Origin of the sequence: Acinetobacter sp. YH1901141 (genome assembly GCF_013416935.1) — a bacterium.
Lineage (GTDB): Bacteria > Pseudomonadota > Gammaproteobacteria > Pseudomonadales > Moraxellaceae > Acinetobacter > Acinetobacter towneri.
The window spans coordinates 34422-54271 of the sequence record NZ_VPEY01000003.1; the positions used below are offsets into that span (position 1 = coordinate 34422).

A 19850-nucleotide genomic window follows, 5' to 3' on the forward strand; every position below is an offset into this window, starting at 1 on the left:
AGCTAAATTTCAGCATAGATTGTGATATTTCAGTAATCTATAATTTATTTATCTTCTAATCATTGGATGGAACTATGTCCGTACTAGGTAACACGACTCCGCGCGAAATAAAAAAATCATCAAAACTTGAGCATGTATGCTACGACATTCGCGGACCTGTGTTACGAGCGGCCAATGAAATGGAAGAGGCCGGTCATAAAATTATTAAACTGAATATTGGCAACCCTGCCCCATTCGGTTTTGAAGCGCCACAGGAAATTATTAATGATGTCGCATTGAATTTGCCTAATGCGATTGGTTATACCGACTCCAAAGGGATTTTCCCTGCGCGTAAAGCGATTTGTCAGTACTATCAGCAAAAAGGCATTTTCGATATGCATGTCAATGATGTGTATATAGGCAACGGCGTGTCTGAACTGATTGTTATGGCGATGCAAGGCTTGTTGGACGATGGCGATGAAATGCTGGTACCAATGCCTGACTACCCGCTTTGGACTGCGGCAGTGAATTTATCGGGCGGTACTGCTATTCACTACAAATGTGATGAAGAAAACTTTTGGTATCCAGACATTGCCGATATGGAAAGCAAAATCACGCCAAATACGCGCGGTATTGTCATTATTAACCCGAATAACCCAACGGGTGCGGTTTATCCACGTCATGTGTTGGAACAAATTGTAGCATTGGCAAAAAAATATGACTTAATTTTATTTGCCGATGAGATTTACGACAAAATTATTTATGACGGCATTGAGCATGTTGCGGTTGCAGCTTTAGCGGGTGATCAACTCTGTATCTCATTTAATGGCTTGTCTAAATCGTATCGCATTGCGGGCTTCCGTTCAGGCTGGATGGCGATTACAGGCGATAAATCACGCGCTGCAGACTACATTGAAGGTTTAGACATGTTGGCGTCTATGCGCTTGTGTGCCAACCATCAGGCGCAGTACGCGATTCAAACAGCATTGGGTGGTTATCAGTCTATCAATGACTTGATTCGTCCGGGTGGTCGTTTATACGAACAACGTAACATTGCATGGGAAATGCTGAATGACATTCCTGGCGTGTCTTGTGTCAAACCTGAGGGTGCAATGTATTGCTTCCCGAAACTTGATCCAAACGTCTATCCAATTGAAGATGACGAAAAGTTAATGCTCGATTTACTCAAAGCAGAAAAAGTTTTATTGGTTCAAGGTACAGGTTTTAACTGGCCAACGCCTGATCATTTCCGTGTCGTGTTCTTGCCTGCAGAAAATGAATTACGTGAAGCAATGACACGTTTAGGCCGTTTCTTGGCAAAAATCCGCTAAGATCAAACCGAATCTCTGTTTTAAAATGCCGTGTTGATCACGGCATTTTTTATGGATTTGATTTTTATTTCTATTTTATCTTTCACCTATTGTTCATCACCAAGCAGTAACACAGCAAAGCGATACTCAGACACTTAGGGATACACTTTTACACGCCCGCAAAAGCATGCTGTAATAGCCACAAGCGATTAAGTTTCAGGAATTGAGCATGCACTACCAAGTCCATCTTATTGATGCGCAAAAACCATCACAAAACTATATTTGGTTGCTTGAACATTGTGCTAGCAAACAAGTGGTGGTGATCGACCCAACCGATGCCAAACCTGTTGAAGATTTTTGCCAAAATCATGGTTTAGAGATCGCGCAAATTTGGTTGACGCATTGGCATCAAGACCATATTGGCGGTGTGCCTGAACTCATTGCAGAACGTAATTTACCTGTTTATGGGCCACGTGAAGAATTGAGCAAAATTCCGTTTATCACGCATCCTTTACAAAACCAAGATCATATCAATTTTCATGATTTACAGGTCGATGTTATTGCCGTTCCGGGACATACCTTGGGGCATATTGTGTATTTTATAGATGCGTTGGATGTATTGTTCTGTGGCGACACTTTATTTGCGATGGGCTGTGGACGTGTTTTTGAAGGTACACATTTGCAAATGTATCAATCTTTAAACCGATTGGCAGCTCTACCTCCGCGTACCCAAGTATATTGCACCCATGAATATACATTGGCGAATGCTCAATTTGCACTGCATGTAGAACCAGACAATGTTGCCATTCAAGAGCGTTATCAACAGATTGAAAGTTTACGCATGCTTAATCAACCGACTTTACCAAGCAGCATCGAACTAGAACTGGAAACTAATCCATTTTTAAGAGCCGAAAGTGTCGAAGAATTTCAGAAATTACGTGAACTCAAAGACAACTTTTAAATTGAAATTTGGATAAGAAAGTGCATGATATTTCATATTTTCTCGGCTTATAAAATTTGATTACTGGCAGCAAACTCATCTAATTGAGTTTGTGTCACCACACGCACAGCATTCATTTCATCGACCCGCACCAAAAGCAAATTGGACAATGCGGGCTGATAACGGCGTGCACTGCCAAAAGGCGTATAAGCCACATTGGATTGTGAAGAAAATAGCAACCAATCTTCATGCCCAAGCATCACGGCAACTGGCTCTAGCCCTTGATTTTGCATCTGCTTCACTATGTGCTCAACCTGCTGTTGGATTGTTTGTGCAGTCATGTCTATTTTCCAAACCTTCAAACTCAACCATAGTATAAGCTAATGTCTATTTGGTACCGACATGCTCCATACTGATATGCATTGCGCTAAATTAAAGCTTGGCATAAAAAATGGATAATCCCCATATGTTCATGCTGAAAATAAATACAGCCTAAAACTAAAAATCATTAACAAAATATTTCTAAGTCATCTTTTGGCAATATATCTAAGACCTTAAAATTAATTACGCCACCTCAGTTAAAATAATAAATATCAATAATTTACAAATAAATAATTCTTTTAAAATATTCTAATTGCTTAAAAGGACTTTAGATTTCTAAAAATCAGTGAAAAAAATGTCAAAGAAATACATTTCTGCCCTTTAAAAATTCAAGAAATATCCCTATTAATAATTAAATAAATGGATAGGAGTTCTCTCGTGAAAAAAGTTGTTAAAGCAAAAAATTTAATTGCGTTTCGTATTTGGTTAGAAAAATTAGGTTATTCAGTCAAAAATTTGGCGGATGGTCACGGTTTCACATTTAGCTTTCAAAAAGAATATGGTTTGGTCACTTGCGAGCTTTCTGGTAATGCTTTAGCAATGAAATTAGGCGAGGAATTTGAAGACCATTTAAAAGCATAAGTACTTATACAATATAGATAAGTATGCGATAACGGTTGAACTTGATAGGATGCAAAAATAAAAATTCAAATCGTATTTCATCAACACTTAAAGATGATCTTGCCCTTAACCTGTTTATGGGCTTTTTTTTATACTGAACTTTAAATCTTAAAATACATCTAAGCCTTGTCAAAGAGATGCAATGATTTAAAGCTAAAATAACAGGCAATAAAAAAGCAAGGTCATTGCCTTGCTCTTTAATGTATGGTGGGGACGGAGAGACTCGAACTCTCACACCTCGCGGCGCTGGAACCTAAATCCAGTGCGTCTACCAATTTCGCCACGTCCCCAACATCGGGTACCAACTGAGTTGTTGGATTTTAATTTGGCAGAGGATCAAGGATTCGAACCTTGACGAACGGTTTTGGAGACCGTCATGCTACCATTACACCAATCCTCTGTAACTTAAAATCAAGCTGACTTGATATTTAAGTGGTGGGGACGGAGAGACTCGAACTCTCACACCTCGCGGCGCTGGAACCTAAATCCAGTGCGTCTACCAATTTCGCCACGTCCCCGATGGCTGTGTATATTATAGAGATCACTTCCTGATGACAAGCCTTTTTTATAAAAAAGCACAATGACTGTTTAAATAAAAAACAAAAAACTATTTTTTGATTTTTTCTTAAGCATATTCAGCCACTAAGCCATAATTTCAACTCTGCAATACTCGTTGCACGCTGCGAATAGGACTTTGCCAACATGTGATTCAGCAGTGGTAAAAATGCTTGTAGATGCGTAGAAAGTTGGATATGCAATCTTTGACAATGTAAATACGCCCAATCGTGGTAACTATTTGCCTGCAAGCGTTGTTGCGTTAACCATTCATAAAAAATAATGCCTAAAGCATAAATATCACTTTGTGCAGTTTTGAGCTGTCCGTGAAATAATTCTGGTGCCATATAACGTGGCGTTGCAGTCATCCCCTGACATTGAATATCTGCAACTTGCTGTGCTTGCTCAAAATCTAACAGTTTGATTTGCCCATCTAACTGCACAATATGTTCAGCTTTTAAGTCGGCATGAATCCAACCCAATTGATGCAATGCATCCACTGCTTCAAAGACACGCAAAAATATGTGTTTAATCGCTTCTGTATATTCAGGTAGATTACCCATCGCAAAAACAGCTTGCGCCTCAGACAGAATTAAAGCACGTGAATAGACCTGTGAATAATGCGATGAAATGTCGTGTGAATTACCCTGCGGCTGAATATGAATGGGTGCAGCATCCATCAATTCACATGGCAATAAAAAAGATAAATGTGATGATTGCGCGTACTGTTTATAAAAGTTCCATTCTTGTGCAAAGCCCTGCTCTACTGTCGCATAAACTCCCTGTTGTTGGGCTTTCAGCCAATAAAACTGCCCTTGATGTTCAAAACGATAAATATGCCGACCATGTTGCAAACTTTGCGCTTTACTGCGCAACTCGAACTGCGCAGTATCTAGCTGTTGAACATCCAAATTTAAAACATTAAACAACACTTGCGCCAGTGCGCATTTCTGCTGCGACTTCGGTGGATACCTCTATTTGAGCTGCATTTAATAATTCTAAGCAATGTTGCAAAGTTTTACCGACACGTGCATGCGTTTCAATCGATGAAATTTTCGGCCAAGTCGCACGCTCGCCTTCACGCTGTAAAATTTTAAATAAATGTGGTTTCGGGTTTTGCAACATATAGCTGTAATGACGCAGGTTATAGCTTCCTACAATATTCACATCACCATAATAGCGTTGATCGACAATACCATAGCCATGATCTAGCAAACGACGCACAGGCGGTACAGCTCCTGCTCGCTCACGTACAAAATCCATTACCCCACGACTAATGACTTTGCCCTGACGACGAATAATCCGTTCTGGCCAACTCAGCATATCTTTACGATAACGCTTAATATCATCCTGCATAAAAGGCACTACATGTGGATTGACCTGACTGGCGATGGTGTAGTTAATATTATACAAACGTGCCATTTTTTCCTGTGGGAAATCGCTACGCACACTGCCATCCACCCAACGGGTTTTACCCATATATGGAGTGTGTTCGCCATCATAACGCTTGTTGGTTAAACGTACTGGTGGAAATAAAATTGGCACAGCACACGAGGCCAACACCGCACTCCAAACCAACAAATCTGGCGCAGTGAAGCTGTTCATAATGCGTGAGTCTTGCGATGCATCATAAGGCGCAACCGCCACATTAATATGCAAACCTGATTTTTGAAAAGCTTCTTCAAACGTGGTATCGCCCAAGTTTTTGATCAGGAATTTTTTTAAATAATGCACATCGGCAATTCCACCATTGCCTTTAAGAATTTCGCGCATTTGTCTAAACTGAAATGCTTCGTGGAAAAATGACTCACCACCCAAAATATGCTGTACTTCTTCAGGTTTTGCAATGCCTAGCATTGCAGTCATTATTGCACCCGCGCTCGAACCCGACAGCACTTTAGGCATTAAATCCTGTTCAAGTAAGGCCTTACAAACACCTGTATGAAACAAACCTAGCGTTGCCCCACCAGAGAACATCAAGGCAGGTTGTCCGTATGCAGTTTGGCATTGCTGAAAAAACTCTATTTTTTCTACTTTGGTTAAAGCCTGACATTCATCTGAAGCGACAAAAGCCAAACTTTTACTGACTTCATCCACATAATCTTCAATAATTTTTTTAGTACCCACATAGGTTGCAGTAAACAACATCGGATGGGCAATATTGGCTATGTCAAAAGTTAAACCTTCACGCAAAATATAAATTAAATCGTGACTGCGTTCGGTGGTGCGATAACGGCGTAATAAATTTAAACGATGCGAGATAATTTCCGCATCAAAATATGGCGAACTGTTGTCATATTTCCATTCTTGCGCACCAGTTTCTTCATCTATACGAATGGCAATACTTTTCCATTCTTCATACGATTCGGCATTTTGAATTTGGCGCTTGAGTTTTTTTATGCGATAGGCTTGATGCGGATTAACATCTTCGGTGAAATCTTTAAATAACATAGCATTCCTCAATCCGTTGGTTTATTCGCAGCACTACGCTTGCCTATGCCTACTATACACAACAATATCTAAAAAATTGTAATACGCGTCAATGACTCGATTCACACTTTGATTGTCAAATCTAGGTCAATTGCGCTAGTCTTAAAGTGTAGCAATCTGATCTGCATTTTTTAAGCTGAATTATCATGGCAAACCTAGATTTACCCGACAACATCTTATTATCACTTTCTCATGTACTCCAACAACTACAGCAAAGTTTACCTGCTTTAAAACAAGAAACCGACTTTTCCGCCATCGCATTCAAATGGCAAGATCGACAATTGATAGCGATTCAACAACCAAGAAAAATTGATTTAGATGATTTAAAAGGCATCGAAAAGCAAAAAGAAAAAGTCATTCAAAACACCTTGCAGTTTTTAAATGGCTTACCTGCCAATGATGTGTTACTTACAGGCTCACGCGGTACGGGAAAATCATCTATTGTACGTGCCCTATTGACCGAGTATGCCAATCAAGGATTACGTTTAATTGAAATTGAACGCGATGATTTGTCTGAATTGCCAGAAATTCAAAAAATCATTCAGCATCGTCCTGAAAAATTTATTGTCTACTGTGATGATTTAGCTTTTAACGCAGAAGATGAAAATTATCGTAGTTTAAAAAGTGTTTTAGATGGTTCATTACAATCAGGTTCCAGTAATTTTATTATTTATGCAACCAGTAACAGACGTCATCTATTACCTGAATTTATGCATGAAAATACACCTGTCACTCGTGTAGATGTGCCGCAATATACTGAGTTGCATCCTCAAGAAGCAATTGAAGAGAAAATTTCACTGTCTGATCGCTTTGGTCTATGGCTGTCGTTTTATCCAATGGATCAAAATCTATATTTAGAAATTGTGGAGCATTATTTACACAAAGCCGAAATGCCAATGACTGCCGAAGTACGTGCAGAAGCATTAAGATGGTGTCAGGCACGTGGACAGCGTTCAGGGCGTGCTGCCTATCAATTTTCTAAACACTGGATTGGCTCGCAGCAACTTAAAGCACTTTAAATATTTTAATGGGTTGTTTGCATATAGAAGATAGTCAGCAACCCACTCTATTTAAACGCGCTAAATGACTGAGCGACTACTGACCTTGTTCTGCAGCAATCCGTGCCAATGTGTCTTTATAAAATTCTTCGCCATGCGCCTGCATTTCTGCCACAGTCGGCTCTCCTACATATACTTCTTGCGGTGCTGTCGCTTCAGGTGTGATAGCCGAAGGATGAGTTGCTGCAGTAGTCAAACGAGTCGGTACTTCGACCTGTTGGGCTGTCACTGAACTCGGCTGATTTTCTGTACTATTTATATTTTGCTGTATTGACTCAGCGCCCTCGCAAGCGGTCAATACCATCATCCCCATCACACAAATAATGCAAAATGTATTTTTAAATCGCATGTTTATCTCAATTAGTTTTATATTAAATATCTACCAAAAATCATAGTTTAAAGTTGCAAACACAACAATTGGACAGGATTCACAGATTTAAATACTGCTGTCAGCTACTTTATAGATTTCTATAAATTGTAGGATGAGTGCACAAAAAAAATAAAGCAGTTCTATTTGAAACCAATACGTGAAATAAAGTTTGGGATAGAATATGACTATAAAACTTCAAAAAAATTAAAAATATTTATATTGCAATTATTTAATTTTACTTAATAAGATCAACTTTAGTCCATTGTATTATTTTATGAACCCATTATTCGCTTAAGATGCAATCTCTTTAAAACAAACAACGGTTAAAAAATAATGTTTAAATTTAAAAATTTGTTAATTACAGTAAGTTTAATTACAACGCTTACAGCATGTACACAAGTGAAAACGCAAGAGTATTATGCCGAGAACTTAGATGAAGCTAAAAAAGTTTTGCAGAAGTGCGAAGAAATGGCCAATCAAGGTAAATCACTAGAAGGTAAAAAATTAGAAAACTGTACAAATGCAGGGAATGCTGTGATGCAAGGCATGATGAAAGATCTTACCAAAGGTTTAATGGACGCAGTTCGCTAAGTCTTAAGTATTCGTTTCTAATATTAATGTAAAAATTTAGCATATAAAGTCAGAGGCAGATTATTGCCTCTGATTGATTTTATGCTACGAACAACTTAACCCGCAGTTGGATTGGTAAGCTCCGTCATCGGCCAACGTGGTGTAGTCGTAACCGATAAACCATCTTGCTGCCCTGCTTTTAAACGCTGATAGCCCGCAAAAGCAATCATTGCACCATTGTCGGTGCACAATGCAGGTTCTGCATAATAAACCGTTGCACGAATTTTAGCTAAATCTGCTTCTAAACGCTCACGTAACCGAGTATTTGCACTCACCCCACCCGCGATCACCAAGCGTTTTAAACCTGTTTGTTTTAAAGCTTTTACCGATTTTTTCACCAAAGTATCAACAATCGCTTCTTGGAAACTTGCCGCAATATCGGCATCACGGTTTTCATCACCTAACTTTTTCATTTGTACTGAAACCGCAGTTTTTAAACCGCTAAATGAAAATTCTAAGCCTTGGTGCAACATTGGACGTGGAAATTCAAAAGCTTTGGCATCGCCTTGTTCAGCTAGTTTGGCGATATTTGGCCCACCCGGATACGGTAAACCCATCATTTTGGCAACTTTGTCAAAAGCCTCGCCTGCAGCATCATCAATCGACTCGCCTAACAATTCATATTGGCCAATGCCATAAGCTGCCATGAGCTGTGTATGTCCACCCGAAACCAATAAAGCGACAAACGGAAATTCTGGCGGTGTCGCAGACAATAATGGTGCAAGCATGTGCCCTTCCATGTGATGCACCCCAATTGCAGGTTTATTTAAGGCAAAAGCTAAAGTTCGTCCAAATAATGCGCCTGTCATGAGTGCGCCCATTAGCCCCGGCCCACGGGTATAAGCCACTGCATCAATTTCAGATTTTTTGACTTGGCTCTGCTCAAGCAATTGATTGATTAAAGGAATAAGTTTGCGCACATGGTCACGTGAAGCCAGTTCGGGTACCACACCACCATACTCTGCATGCAATTTAATTTGGCTATACAGTACTTGCCCGCGCAAACCTAACTCGCTGTCATACAGTGCAAGTCCTGTTTCATCACAAGATGTTTCTAAGCCTAAAACGATCATTAAATTGCCTATAACCTGTATCAATTCTATTGCGAAACCTATTATAGACTTGTGATATGAGATGTAAATGAGTAAAATACTGACCTTCACTTGTGATCGTGGGCAATTTCGCCCAGATCTTATCCATAACTTAATGAGGATTCTTCATGCCACAAGTTAAATTGAAAGAAGGCGAACCAGTAGACGTAGCTATCCGTCGTTTCAAACGTTCTTGCGAAAAAGCAGGTGTTTTAGCTGACGTACGTAAGCGTGAATTCTACGAAAAACCAACTCAAGAACGTAAGCGCAAAAAAGCTGCTGCTGTTAAACGCTACCAAAAGAAATTGGCGCGTGAATCAGTACGTACTACTCGCCTTTACTAATTAATTTGTGATTGCCTGTCTGGATTAAATGATGACGACTTTAAAAAACCAAATTACTGACGTTTTGAAAGCGACAATGCGCGCCAAAGAAATGGATAAGTTAACGGTAATTCGTAGTCTACAGGCGGCAATTAAGCAAATCGAAGTCGATGAGCGCAAAGAGCTTGACGATGCTCAGGTTCTTGCGGTCATTGAAAAGCAAATTAAACAACGTAAAGAATCGGTTAAAGCCTTTGAAGGCGCTGGCCGAGAAGATTTAGCTAGTAAGGAACAAGCCGAAATTGAGGTGTTATCTCAGTTTCTACCAGAAGCTATGACTGAGGAAGAACTTGATTCCATGATTGCGCAAACCATTGAAGCGCAACAAGCTACTAGCATGAAAGATATGGGTAAGGTGATGAACTCTCTGCGTCCGCTCATAGCCGGGCGCGCCGATCCTGCTCAAGTATCTGCCAAAATTAAAGCCAAATTAAGCTAATTAGCTCACCCCAAATTTGTGCTTCTCCGAACACTGATTTAAATGTCAGATTAAGCCCGCTTTAATCTTTCTATCTAATGCTATTAAGTAAAATGCTAAACCTAGGATGAGATAGATTATCTATTCACCCTTAGACACTTCTGCTTTAACTTTTTACTTTAAATCGCAGTTCACTTGATATTTTTTCAGTAATTGCATTTCTTTAGATGTGCTGACCTGCTGAATCACGTCCTGTTTATTAATATTCTGATAACGACGATCCAAATAGGCACGGTTTTCATCTGCTGCCTGATATAAACGATCAACATAACGACTAACAATGCCGCAAAACTGCTGCTGTTGCTGCGGATTAAAACCCTGCTGTTGTGGGTTTAAGCCTCGTAAAAACTGTCGGGTATCTTGTTTATATTGCGCATTAATTTCTTCAACAGCCAACACATACTGCTCTGCACTCGCAGCATAGACATTTTGCAAGGTCATCCCCAAAGTAAGGCATAAATAAATATATTTTTTCATTTTCAAGTCAGGGTCGTTTCAACTCAAGTTCTATTTTAGCATTGTATATTCGGTGAATAACTATTCACACGACTCAATTGCCAAAAAGTTGGGTTTGTATTGCGCAAATGCTTGCTCACATGGTTCGGGAACTTTGCCTTGAGTCACTGTCCCTAAACGTAAGCGAATAATATCGGGTAAATCTAGCCGATAAGAATAAATCGGGCTGCCACACTCCTGACAAAATACCCGTGCTTTATTGGGACTATGAAAATATTCTTTTAGATATTTTAAGCCACGCACCACTTCAAAATGTTCGCGTGCCACTGGACTATTCCATCCCATAATACCGCCTTGCGCACGACGGCAATGCTGGCAAAAACATAATATTGTTTTTTCAATTTCGGCATGGTAACGGTAATACACCGCACCACATAAACATTGTCCCTCAATCATTCTTAAACTCCCTTTCTTTATTGTTATGCCACCGCATGTACGCCCGACTTATATTTTTAACTGTCGTTCTCTTTGCATTTCAGTCACACGGTTTTTTATATTTGCCGACATCGCCTGATTGTCTTTGGCTAAACGCTGCGCGTGCAGTAATGATTTAATTGCCTCTTCTTCCCAACCTGACCAATACTGTACTTCTGCACGATACCGTAACACATTTACCGTGCGTAATGCAGAGCTTCGGTCTACATTTGCCGCTTGCTGCATTAAATTCCATGCCGATAAATCACGTGGATTTTTTTGCAAGAAATCCTTCAAAATACTTTCTGCTTGCGTAGTTTGATTTTGACGAATCAAAACCTCGGCCCATTTATAATTCAGCGCACGATTTTCAGGCATAATTCGCGCAGGTGAACCAATTGTTTTGAGCGCTAAATCAATTTTATTTTGCCCTAAATAAATGTCAGTTTGAATAAGTGTCAATAAATTATGTAAACGATTGTGACTTTTGGCCTGATCTATACTTTGTTGCGCCAAAACAAAATCGCCTTGCTGGCTATAAAAATAAGCCAAAGCCAAATTCGCCGCAAAATGGTTACGGGTTGCAAATGCTTTAAGCTGCTGTTCTGTCGCCTGCTGCGAAACCACCAAACTATATAACTTTAAAATCTCAAAGTCTTCATCACGCAGCGAGGTTGGCACTGGTGGCAATTGATTGGCACGTAAACGCGCCTCACTCATCCGCTCTGTGGTTAAGGGATGGGTAAACCAAAAGTCAGGTAAGAAGCTCACTCGACTCGTAGTACGGTGCATCACCTCAAAAAAGTCTGCCATGCTTTGTGGGTTATAGCCTGCGCTATACATATATTGCATGCCAATACGGTCTGCTTCACGTTCCTGATTACGGCTATAAGTCAATTGCTGATCCATTAAAGCGGCTTGAGAACCCATCATCACCGCTGCGCCTGCATCACCATCGGCTTGTGAGGCAACCAATGCACCAACCACAACCCCAGCCAGTGCCAACAAACCCTGTCCTTTAAATGCCTCTTGGGATCGGCTGTAATGACGTTGCGACACATGGGCAATTTCATGCGCCATCACACCCGCAACTTCATCCATATTGCGGGCAGAATTAATGAGACCTGTGTTTAGCGCAAATAAACCGCCTGGCACAGCAAAAGCATTAATTTGTGGATCATTGATAATGAGTAGCCCAATGGGTTGCCCCAACTGAGTTTGGCTGAGTAGATGCGAAAATGTATTGATTAATTGATCTTCCAACCACGGGTTTTGCGTGACAGGCATTTTACGCTGCACTTCCCGATAGACTTTTTCACCAATACTGCGTTCTTTTTGCTGATCAATTAATCCCACACCACTACCTATTTCAGGCACATTAAATTGTGGTGTGGTGGTTAAATTGGCACTTTGGGTTGTCGCAATACTGGCAAAACTCAAACCGCAAATCAGTAATAGACGTTTCAATGGATGATCTCAAATACATATCTTGCATAATGATTCACTATAACATTGAAAAATGAACGCATTTGCAATGATGTGTTATCAATTTTTACCAAATCATCTTTAACTTTAAAGCGTATAGCATGCAGGATTGACCACATATTGCGGACAACGCCCTTCCAACGCATCAACCAAATTTTTATAGGCCAAATTTGCCATTTTTTTTCGAGTTGCTGCGGTTGCCGAACCAATATGTGGCAAAGTCACGACATTATCTAACTCAAATAATGGCGATTCTTGCAGTGGTTCTTTGTCATAGACATCCAAAGCTGCGGCAAAAATTTTGCCTGCTTGTAAGGTCTGAATAAGTGCCTGCTCATCAATGACCGAACCACGCGAAATATTGACCAAAATTGCATGAGACGGCATTAAATCAAGTTCACGCTGACCAATTAAGGCTTTAGAGTCTGCATTTAAATCGACTGCCAGTACAACAAAATCAGACTGTTGCAGCAATTCATCCAGACTTAAATATTCTGCATTAAATGCCTTCGCCACTTCCATTTTTTCACGACGATTGTGGTACACCACATTCATATTAAAACCATGAAATGCACGCCGTGCGATAGCCGCACCAATATGCCCCAAACCTACAATACCAATGGTTTTACCATAAATATCCTGTCCAAACTGTGCTGCACCCACGGTACGTTTCCATTGCCCTTGTTTAGTCCACCGATCTAAATATGGCACTTGTCGTGCTGCACTCATCAATAAAGTAAAGGCTAAATCTGCTGTGGTTTCAGTCAAGACATGCGGTGTATGGCAAAGACTAATCTTTTGTTGAGTTAAATAATCTACATCATAGTTGTCGTAACCGACACTTACACTCGAAATCACTTTGAGTTTAGTCGCAGTATGCAAGTTGCTTTGATTAAGCAAGCGCCCTGCACCAATCATGCCATCCGCATCTTGCACATGCTCAAGCAACTGTTGATTCACGTCACCCAACTTCGGGCTGACCTGCACCACCTGATAATCTTGCTCTAGCTTACTTAAAATTTCTGCATCAATTTGACTAAACACTACCACTTTTTTACGCATGATTATCCCTGTTTCGTGTCTACAATTGCTTGTATATGTAGAGTTTTAAATATCTGAATTGACTTAGGCTTTAGGCTGTAACGATGTGATTTGTATCGCATCCCACAGACTTTTTTTCAACAGCGGTTGATCTAACATCTCTTGCAAGCTGGCTAAATGCAAACATTGTTCAGATTTAAAATGTGGTAATTGACCTAAAATCAGCATGTTTTTATCTGTGCTCAAGACATCAACAAAACCTTGCACATAATTTTCTACCCCGATGCCGTCTTGTAATACTTCTAAAGCAAAAGGCCATTGCAATACGTGATATTCGGCCTGTAGCGCATGTTGAATATTACGCCACAATTGTTGCTGTTCCTGACTCAAGGTAGTGCTTTCTACCAAAATGACACAATGTGGCAACTGCAAAGCTTCAATACTAAATGCTTCAATTTGCAGCATGACACGCGCTTCAGGAACAACTTCTGGCGCGGCCGCTTCAACTGTCGTATGTTGCGGAGATGGTTCTTGCTTAGGCTTTTCGTGAATAATCGGCTGTTGTTGTTTTAATTGTTGAGGTACTGCAGCAGGAACAATAATTTCGCTGTGTATTTCAGGTGCAGCTTGGTCGCGCCAAACCGATGATTGTGGCAAAGTTTGAGACACAGCCATTCTGGAAACCCAAATATCGATTCCCAAACTGGCTAAAATGTCACGCTGATGCCCCATCATGTTTATCATCACCCATCTAATTTTTCGCTGCACGTATTTATCACAGAACAACATGCAAGATAGCACCTATTCTACCTAGAAAGGCTGCACAATGCTGTGCTTTCTTTCACCCAATCTGACCTATTCGTATTTTTTCAAAATCTGCTTTAAACACACCTAGTCAATCAGTGTCACACAATCATCAAACTGTTTTGTTTTTGCATTTGCTCGACAATTTCTTCGGTTTTAAAACCTAAACGCCAATAGAGCAACTCCAAAACATCCAATTCATCTTGGGTGATAATACGGTCATTCCACAAACAAATTTCAGCAATGCCTAACACCATCAGTCGATCACGCAGCAGCAAACCTGCCATATCATTTAAAATTTCTGATAAATCAATCGGTTCATCTGAAATTTCTTCATAATCAATCAATTCATCTGCAGTTAAAACACGTTCTAAAATACGTTCACGTACATCTAACTGATTAACACTATTAATTTGCTGCACATGCAATAAAGCATCGATTAAACGTACAATTTGCGGTTTAACTTCGTGTAACGCTGCAGGTGTATGTAAAGGCAGCAAGTTCAATTCAAACTTAATACGTTCAAGCAGCAAGGCATCCAACAAACCAATCTCGCCATCTTCCTGAATGATTTTTGCCAATTTGGTTAGAAACTGCCGTGCGATACTCAGCGGCATACCACCAATATTTTTACACGCTTCATGGAAAATCGAGATATGTACTCGCCCATCCAAATGTAATAAAGCATCTACAATTGCACGACTCACTTCTGCTTCAGCAGGAATAAATTCACGATATTGGCGAATCATTAAAATAGCAACAATCACCTCACGCGAACCCGTTGCCGTTTGTAAGGCACTCTGAATTAGCTCTGGACGCGGCATGTTATTGCGAATTTCAGGCTTGAGTGGCTTAATTGCATCATTAATTGCAAAGCTAATCGGCGACAAGCGCAGCAAAGGCAAAGGTTGCGGCGAGCTCCACGGCGCATAATATTCAGCATTCATTTCTTCTAACGAGCGAAATAGGCTAAACAAAGGCTGATTGCGTAAACGCTTCAAATTTTCGAGTTGTAAGTCTTGCACCAAGGTTGGATCAAGCTCAAAAATACGGGCTTCAATACTTGGATGAATATTCATCCAGCTTTGCGGACTGAGCGAGTTAGCAAAGCACATGTGGGAAATAGATTCTGAATATTCACTATGAATTTGCGACCCTGCATGATGCACATAAATTCGCAGCAAAGTTTGAATATTGGCATTATTTTGAATCAAACGTTTGGTTTTTAAATCATTTTTAAAGGTACGTCCGCTTAGACTAATATATTTAATTAAGCGGGTAATCAACACGCCCAAGCTACCAAACAACCAGATACCACCACCTACAGCAACAAAAAAAGTCGCTAACTTATGTGGCGGTGCATCACGATGTTGTCCAAAGCCAAGTTTGGCGATGCTACTGCCCCACTTACTAAACGTGGTTAGGCTACTGTAGAGGATTTTAAGCTTGGTATTATCAATGGTTTCACCACTTAAAATATGGTTAAACTCATGGCTGAGTAGTCCATAAAGCTCTTGCTCATCCAAGTTTTGCAAAGCACCCCAAGTCAAAATAATCACAATATCTTTATGACTAAAGCCTGCAGTGAGGGCATTTACCCCAATTTCATCGGGCAATACATATACAGTAGGCGCTGGGATTTGAAAGGTATCGGCCAATTGTTCGGTCAGTTTAAGTGCGGTACTTTCTTCTGGGGTACTTTCGAACTGGGTTAAACGACGCGCACCCAATTGTTTTGCCAAAGAATGACCACCTGAGCGAAAAACGTAAAATTCCAAAATGACGGATACTGTCATAATCAGCACCAAGACCGTAATCCAGTATGGGCTTAGACTGTGCCAATAGATGGATTGGCTTGAATCGACATAATAGACCAACAGACCCAAAACTGTGTTTAAGATAAACAGGGTCAAAGCGACTGCAACCAAACATAAAATTGCAGACCAAATCATATTTTTGTTTTTAATCAAGTAACTACTCACAGACCTCAATGTAAACATCCTGAATTACATTGTATTTGAGCCACCATCATAAATGAAAAAAGCGGGAATTTCCCGCTTTTCTCACTGAGCTGATCAGAAAAAAATTAACTCTCTTTTACACCAGTTAAGTCTACTGACGCGGCATCAATATTGACATCAATATAACCATCTTTGCCTTTTTTAGCCAAGTCGTTACGCTTTTGCTCAAGATCATTCAGATAAGCTTCGTCAATTCCGCCAGCCACATACACACCATCAAATACTGAACAATCGAATTCAGTTAAATGCGGTACTTTATGGGTACGAACGGCTTGTTTTAAATCTTCTAAATCTTGGAAAATTAAACGGTCTGCACCAATAATTTCACGAATTTCTTCGACATTACGGTTAGACGCGATTAATTCATCTTTGGCTGGCATATCAATACCATACACGTTTGGATATTTCACCATTGGCGCTGCAGAAGCAAAGAATACTTTTTTCGCCCCAGCATCACGTGCCATTTGAATAATTTCGTTACAGGTCGTACCACGGACAATCGAGTCATCCACCAACAGTACATTTTTGCCTTTAAACTCAAGCTCTACAGGGTTCAGTTTTTGGCGTACTGATTTTTTACGCAATTGCTGACCTGGCATAATAAAGGTACGTCCGATATAACGGTTTTTCATAAAACCTTCACGGAATTTAACCCCTAAAGTATTTGCCAATTCTAAAGCTGAAGTACGCGATGTATCTGGAATTGGAATAACGACATCAATATCGTGCTGCTCGCCCCACTCTTGGGTAATTTTATGCGCCAGTTTTTCGCCCATTTTCAAACGCGCTTTGTACACTGAAATACCATCAATGGTCGCATCTGGACGAGCAAAATATACATATTCAAAAATACATGGGCGATATTCAGGTTTAGCTGCACATTGCTGGGTAAACAATTCACCTGCATCATTAATAAAAATCGCTTCGCCTGGCGCAATATCACGCTCAACTTTAAAGCCAAGTGCGGTAATTGCAACTGATTCTGATGCAATAATATATTCCATGCCCTGTTCAGTTTCACGTGAACCGTAAATCAATGGACGGATACCATTTGGATCACGGAAGCCAACCAATCCTTGACCTGTAATCATAGCAACAACGCCATAAGCACCCTTACAACGCTCATGCACACGGCTGATCACATGAAAAATATCTTCTGAAGTTGGGTTTAATTTGCCACGTTTTTGCAATTCATGTGCAAATACGTTCAATAACACTTCTGAGTCAGAATCGGTGTTCATGTGACGTAAATCTGTTTTAAACAGATCTTCGTGAATTTCTTCGGCATTGGTCAAATTACCATTGTGTGCCAAAGTAATCCCGTACGGCGAGTTCACATAAAATGGCTGCGCTTCGGCACTGCTTGATGAACCTGCAGTTGGATAACGCACATGCCCAATACCATAATTACCTTGCAACGCACGCATGTGACGCGTATGGAATACATCACGCACCATACCGTTATCTTTACGCAAGAACAAACGCCCATTGTGGCAAGTTACGATCCCAGCTGCATCCTGTCCACGATGTTGTAACATCGTTAATGCATCAAACAACATTTGGTTAACAGGTGATTTACCAGCTATACCAACAACTCCACACATAGCAACCTCGCAGACCAGCTAGGGATTAATAAAAAGGATTATTCGTTGAGCCATCTGCGCCAGAGCGATTTTCTTTTGCGTCAGATGCGATGTCGGAAGATGGCGCGGCATCTTTCGACTTGATGTGCTGTAAAGCCTCATTGGCAGCGTCTTTGGACAGTTCTGTTGCCCACGGTGCATACGGCAATAAAGTTTGTACAAATTTAGACTGTTTCCAATAAGGCGAGCTTTCGACCCAAGGACCAATGCCTTGAATGGTAATAAGGACAATGAGTAAGCCTTTCAAGGTACCAAATGCACCGCCTGCCAAACGATTTAATGGGCCAAGCTTCAAGCTCTTTAAAACACCATTTAGAACAGCGGTTACAATCCAGGTCAGTACCACAATTACCAAGACAATAAATGCAAAGGCTGCAATTTTTTGTACCACAGGATCGCTACTGAGTGCTGTCATCGAAGGTGCTAGGACAACTGCATATTTTGCCGCAACAATTAGGGCAAAAATCCATCCTACCAAGTTCGCAAAGGCTTTAATAAATCCTTGTCGCAAACCGTTCAACCCTCCAATAAGCAAGAGAATCAGAATAACGATATCAATGGTATTCATAAGTTATAAGGCGTTCACACAATCTTGAACCAACTCAGGACCTGCATAGATTAAACCACTATACACCTGAACCAAGCTTGCACCTGCATTTTTTTTGGCAACCGCTTGTTCGCCCGACAAAATGCCACCGACACCAATTAAAGGAATTTCACCTTTCAGTGCTGCTGAAAATGCTGCCAAACATGCAGTACTTTTTTCAAACACAGGCGCGCCCGATAAACCACCAGCTTCATCGCCATGCGGCAAGTTTTCTACGCCTTCACGCGACAAAGTGGTATTGGTCACAATCAGGCCATCAATTTTGAATTGCAATAATTGTTTGGCAATAAACTGAATATCTTCAGGGTCTAGATCTGGAGCAACTTTTAATACCAACGGCACATAATGTTGATGTTCTTCGGCTAACTCCAACTGACGCTGTTTGAGGGTTTGCAATAACTCAGTCAGCGCATCACCACTTTGCAAACTGCGCAAGTTTTTGGTATTCGGTGATGAAATGTTTACGGTGATATAAGAGGCATAGTTATAGACTTTTTCTAAACAAATCAGATAATCATCTACTGCATTTTCAACTGGCGTATCGGCATTTTTACCAATATTAATCCCCAAAATGCCTTTAAATTTTGCCGCTTTGACGTTTTCAATCAGCTGATCGACCCCATCATTATTAAAACCCATACGGTTAATAATGGCTTTGGCCTGCGGAATGCGGAATAAACGTGGATGCGGATTGCCCACTTGAGGACGTGGCGTAATGGTACCAATTTCAATAAACCCAAAGCCTAAACCAGCCAAGGCATCAATATACGCACCATTTTTGTCTAGACCTGCTGCCAAACCTACTGGATTAGGGAATTCAATTCCCATACACGTCACAGGTTTCGCTACAGTCTTTTGACGCATCAAGCCCATTTTATGGCTCGATTTCAATAGTGATAGTGTCAGCTCATGTGCACGCTCTGGTGCTAAAGAAAATAACAACGGGCGGGCTAGAGAATACAACATATCTGCAAAAGTCTACTGCTTTCTAAGTCGCCATATTATAGGCTTAGCCCAGTCAAAACGCTATGCT

The 19850-nt window shown here is 40.5% G+C and carries 21 protein-coding genes and 3 tRNA genes; 7 read left to right on the forward strand and 17 right to left on the reverse strand.

The window, feature by feature from the left end; genetic code table 11:
* Window positions 1-74: 74 nt before the first annotated feature.
* Window positions 75-1310: a pyridoxal phosphate-dependent aminotransferase gene (locus FTV52_RS02590; RefSeq protein ID WP_004971448.1), complete on the forward strand. Its 1236-nt coding sequence runs from the start codon at window positions 75-77 to the stop codon at window positions 1308-1310.
* A 208-nt stretch (window positions 1311-1518) separates the two neighbouring features.
* A complete protein-coding gene (gene gloB, locus FTV52_RS02595; protein WP_179989741.1) occupies window positions 1519-2250 on the forward strand; it encodes a hydroxyacylglutathione hydrolase in 732 nt (243 codons plus the stop codon).
* 47 nt (window positions 2251-2297) lie between these two features.
* Here gloB and FTV52_RS02600 read toward each other — a convergent pair whose 3' ends face one another.
* Complete coding sequence (locus FTV52_RS02600) at window positions 2298-2570, reverse strand: hypothetical protein (RefSeq protein WP_179989743.1); 273 nt, start codon at window positions 2568-2570, stop codon at window positions 2298-2300.
* A gap of 418 nt (window positions 2571-2988) precedes the next feature.
* Here FTV52_RS02600 and FTV52_RS02605 point away from each other — a divergent pair, with 418 nt between their 5' ends.
* A complete protein-coding gene (locus FTV52_RS02605; protein ID WP_004971452.1) occupies window positions 2989-3192 on the forward strand; it encodes a hypothetical protein in 204 nt (67 codons plus the stop codon).
* A gap of 244 nt (window positions 3193-3436) precedes the next feature.
* On the opposite strand, the gene FTV52_RS02610 is transcribed toward FTV52_RS02605, so the two are convergent.
* The 5 genes from FTV52_RS02610 to FTV52_RS02630 all read right to left on the reverse strand — a co-directional run bounded on the left by FTV52_RS02610 (window position 3437) and on the right by FTV52_RS02630 (window position 6237).
* Window positions 3437-3521, reverse strand: a tRNA-Leu gene (locus FTV52_RS02610).
* 36 nt (window positions 3522-3557) lie between these two features.
* Window positions 3558-3631: transfer RNA gene (locus FTV52_RS02615), tRNA-Trp, on the reverse strand.
* A gap of 33 nt (window positions 3632-3664) precedes the next feature.
* Window positions 3665-3749: transfer RNA gene (locus FTV52_RS02620), tRNA-Leu, on the reverse strand.
* 117 nt (window positions 3750-3866) lie between these two features.
* Window positions 3867-4718: a protein kinase gene (locus FTV52_RS02625; protein WP_179989745.1), complete on the reverse strand. Its 852-nt coding sequence runs from the start codon at window positions 4716-4718 to the stop codon at window positions 3867-3869.
* The gene (locus tag FTV52_RS02630) at window positions 4708-6237 is read right to left on the reverse strand and encodes a DUF3336 domain-containing protein (protein WP_104851817.1); all 1530 of its coding nucleotides are present in this window, start codon (window positions 6235-6237) and stop codon (window positions 4708-4710) included. Before FTV52_RS02630 ends, FTV52_RS02625 begins: the two co-directional genes overlap by 11 nt.
* 185 nt (window positions 6238-6422) lie before the next feature.
* Between FTV52_RS02630 and FTV52_RS02635 the strand changes: the two genes are divergently transcribed.
* Window positions 6423-7295, forward strand: a complete 873-nt coding sequence (locus FTV52_RS02635; RefSeq protein ID WP_096902520.1) for an ATP-binding protein — start codon at window positions 6423-6425, stop codon at window positions 7293-7295.
* A 76-nt stretch (window positions 7296-7371) separates the two neighbouring features.
* Here the strand turns inward: FTV52_RS02635 and FTV52_RS02640 are convergent, their stop codons facing one another.
* Window positions 7372-7683: a hypothetical protein gene (locus FTV52_RS02640; RefSeq protein ID WP_004971456.1), complete on the reverse strand. Its 312-nt coding sequence runs from the start codon at window positions 7681-7683 to the stop codon at window positions 7372-7374.
* 354 nt (window positions 7684-8037) lie between these two features.
* Between FTV52_RS02640 and FTV52_RS02645 the strand changes: the two genes are divergently transcribed.
* Window positions 8038-8295, forward strand: a complete 258-nt coding sequence (locus tag FTV52_RS02645) for an EexN family lipoprotein (RefSeq protein ID WP_004971457.1) — start codon at window positions 8038-8040, stop codon at window positions 8293-8295.
* Between the two features lie 95 nt (window positions 8296-8390).
* On the opposite strand, the gene tsaD is transcribed toward FTV52_RS02645, so the two are convergent.
* Complete coding sequence (gene tsaD / locus FTV52_RS02650) at window positions 8391-9407, reverse strand: tRNA (adenosine(37)-N6)-threonylcarbamoyltransferase complex transferase subunit TsaD (protein WP_004971458.1); 1017 nt, start codon at window positions 9405-9407, stop codon at window positions 8391-8393.
* 146 nt (window positions 9408-9553) lie between these two features.
* Between tsaD and rpsU the strand changes: the two genes are divergently transcribed.
* Complete coding sequence (rpsU, locus tag FTV52_RS02655) at window positions 9554-9769, forward strand: 30S ribosomal protein S21 (RefSeq protein ID WP_001136722.1); 216 nt, start codon at window positions 9554-9556, stop codon at window positions 9767-9769.
* A 31-nt stretch (window positions 9770-9800) separates the two neighbouring features.
* Entirely contained in the window at window positions 9801-10247 is a 447-nt protein-coding gene (locus FTV52_RS02660; RefSeq protein ID WP_096902523.1) for a GatB/YqeY domain-containing protein, read from the forward strand.
* 153 nt (window positions 10248-10400) lie between these two features.
* Here the strand turns inward: FTV52_RS02660 and FTV52_RS02665 are convergent, their stop codons facing one another.
* The 9 genes from FTV52_RS02665 to FTV52_RS02705 all read right to left on the reverse strand — a co-directional run bounded on the left by FTV52_RS02665 (window position 10401) and on the right by FTV52_RS02705 (window position 19783).
* The gene (locus FTV52_RS02665; protein WP_004971462.1) at window positions 10401-10763 is read right to left on the reverse strand and encodes a hypothetical protein; all 363 of its coding nucleotides are present in this window, start codon (window positions 10761-10763) and stop codon (window positions 10401-10403) included.
* A 60-nt stretch (window positions 10764-10823) separates the two neighbouring features.
* Window positions 10824-11198, reverse strand: a complete 375-nt coding sequence (locus FTV52_RS02670; protein WP_096902524.1) for a GFA family protein — start codon at window positions 11196-11198, stop codon at window positions 10824-10826.
* Window positions 11199-11246: 48 nt separating this feature from the next.
* Complete coding sequence (locus FTV52_RS02675) at window positions 11247-12683, reverse strand: M48 family metalloprotease (RefSeq protein ID WP_179989747.1); 1437 nt, start codon at window positions 12681-12683, stop codon at window positions 11247-11249.
* A 105-nt stretch (window positions 12684-12788) separates the two neighbouring features.
* A complete protein-coding gene (locus FTV52_RS02680; RefSeq protein WP_179989749.1) occupies window positions 12789-13763 on the reverse strand; it encodes a D-glycerate dehydrogenase in 975 nt (324 codons plus the stop codon).
* 63 nt (window positions 13764-13826) lie between these two features.
* Complete coding sequence (locus FTV52_RS02685) at window positions 13827-14477, reverse strand: hypothetical protein (protein ID WP_004971470.1); 651 nt, start codon at window positions 14475-14477, stop codon at window positions 13827-13829.
* A gap of 170 nt (window positions 14478-14647) precedes the next feature.
* A complete protein-coding gene (locus FTV52_RS02690) occupies window positions 14648-16537 on the reverse strand; it encodes a M48 family metalloprotease (protein WP_179989751.1) in 1890 nt (629 codons plus the stop codon).
* A 95-nt stretch (window positions 16538-16632) separates the two neighbouring features.
* Window positions 16633-18171, reverse strand: coding sequence for an amidophosphoribosyltransferase (gene purF, locus FTV52_RS02695; protein ID WP_096902526.1), 1539 nt, complete (start codon window positions 18169-18171; stop codon window positions 16633-16635).
* Between the two features lie 25 nt (window positions 18172-18196).
* On the reverse strand, window positions 18197-18778 hold the full coding sequence (locus FTV52_RS02700) for a CvpA family protein (RefSeq protein ID WP_004971476.1): 582 nt from the start codon (window positions 18776-18778) through the stop codon (window positions 18197-18199).
* Window positions 18779-18781: 3 nt separating this feature from the next.
* Entirely contained in the window at window positions 18782-19783 is a 1002-nt protein-coding gene (locus tag FTV52_RS02705) for a quinone-dependent dihydroorotate dehydrogenase (protein ID WP_179989335.1), read from the reverse strand.
* Window positions 19784-19850 lie beyond the last annotated feature (67 nt).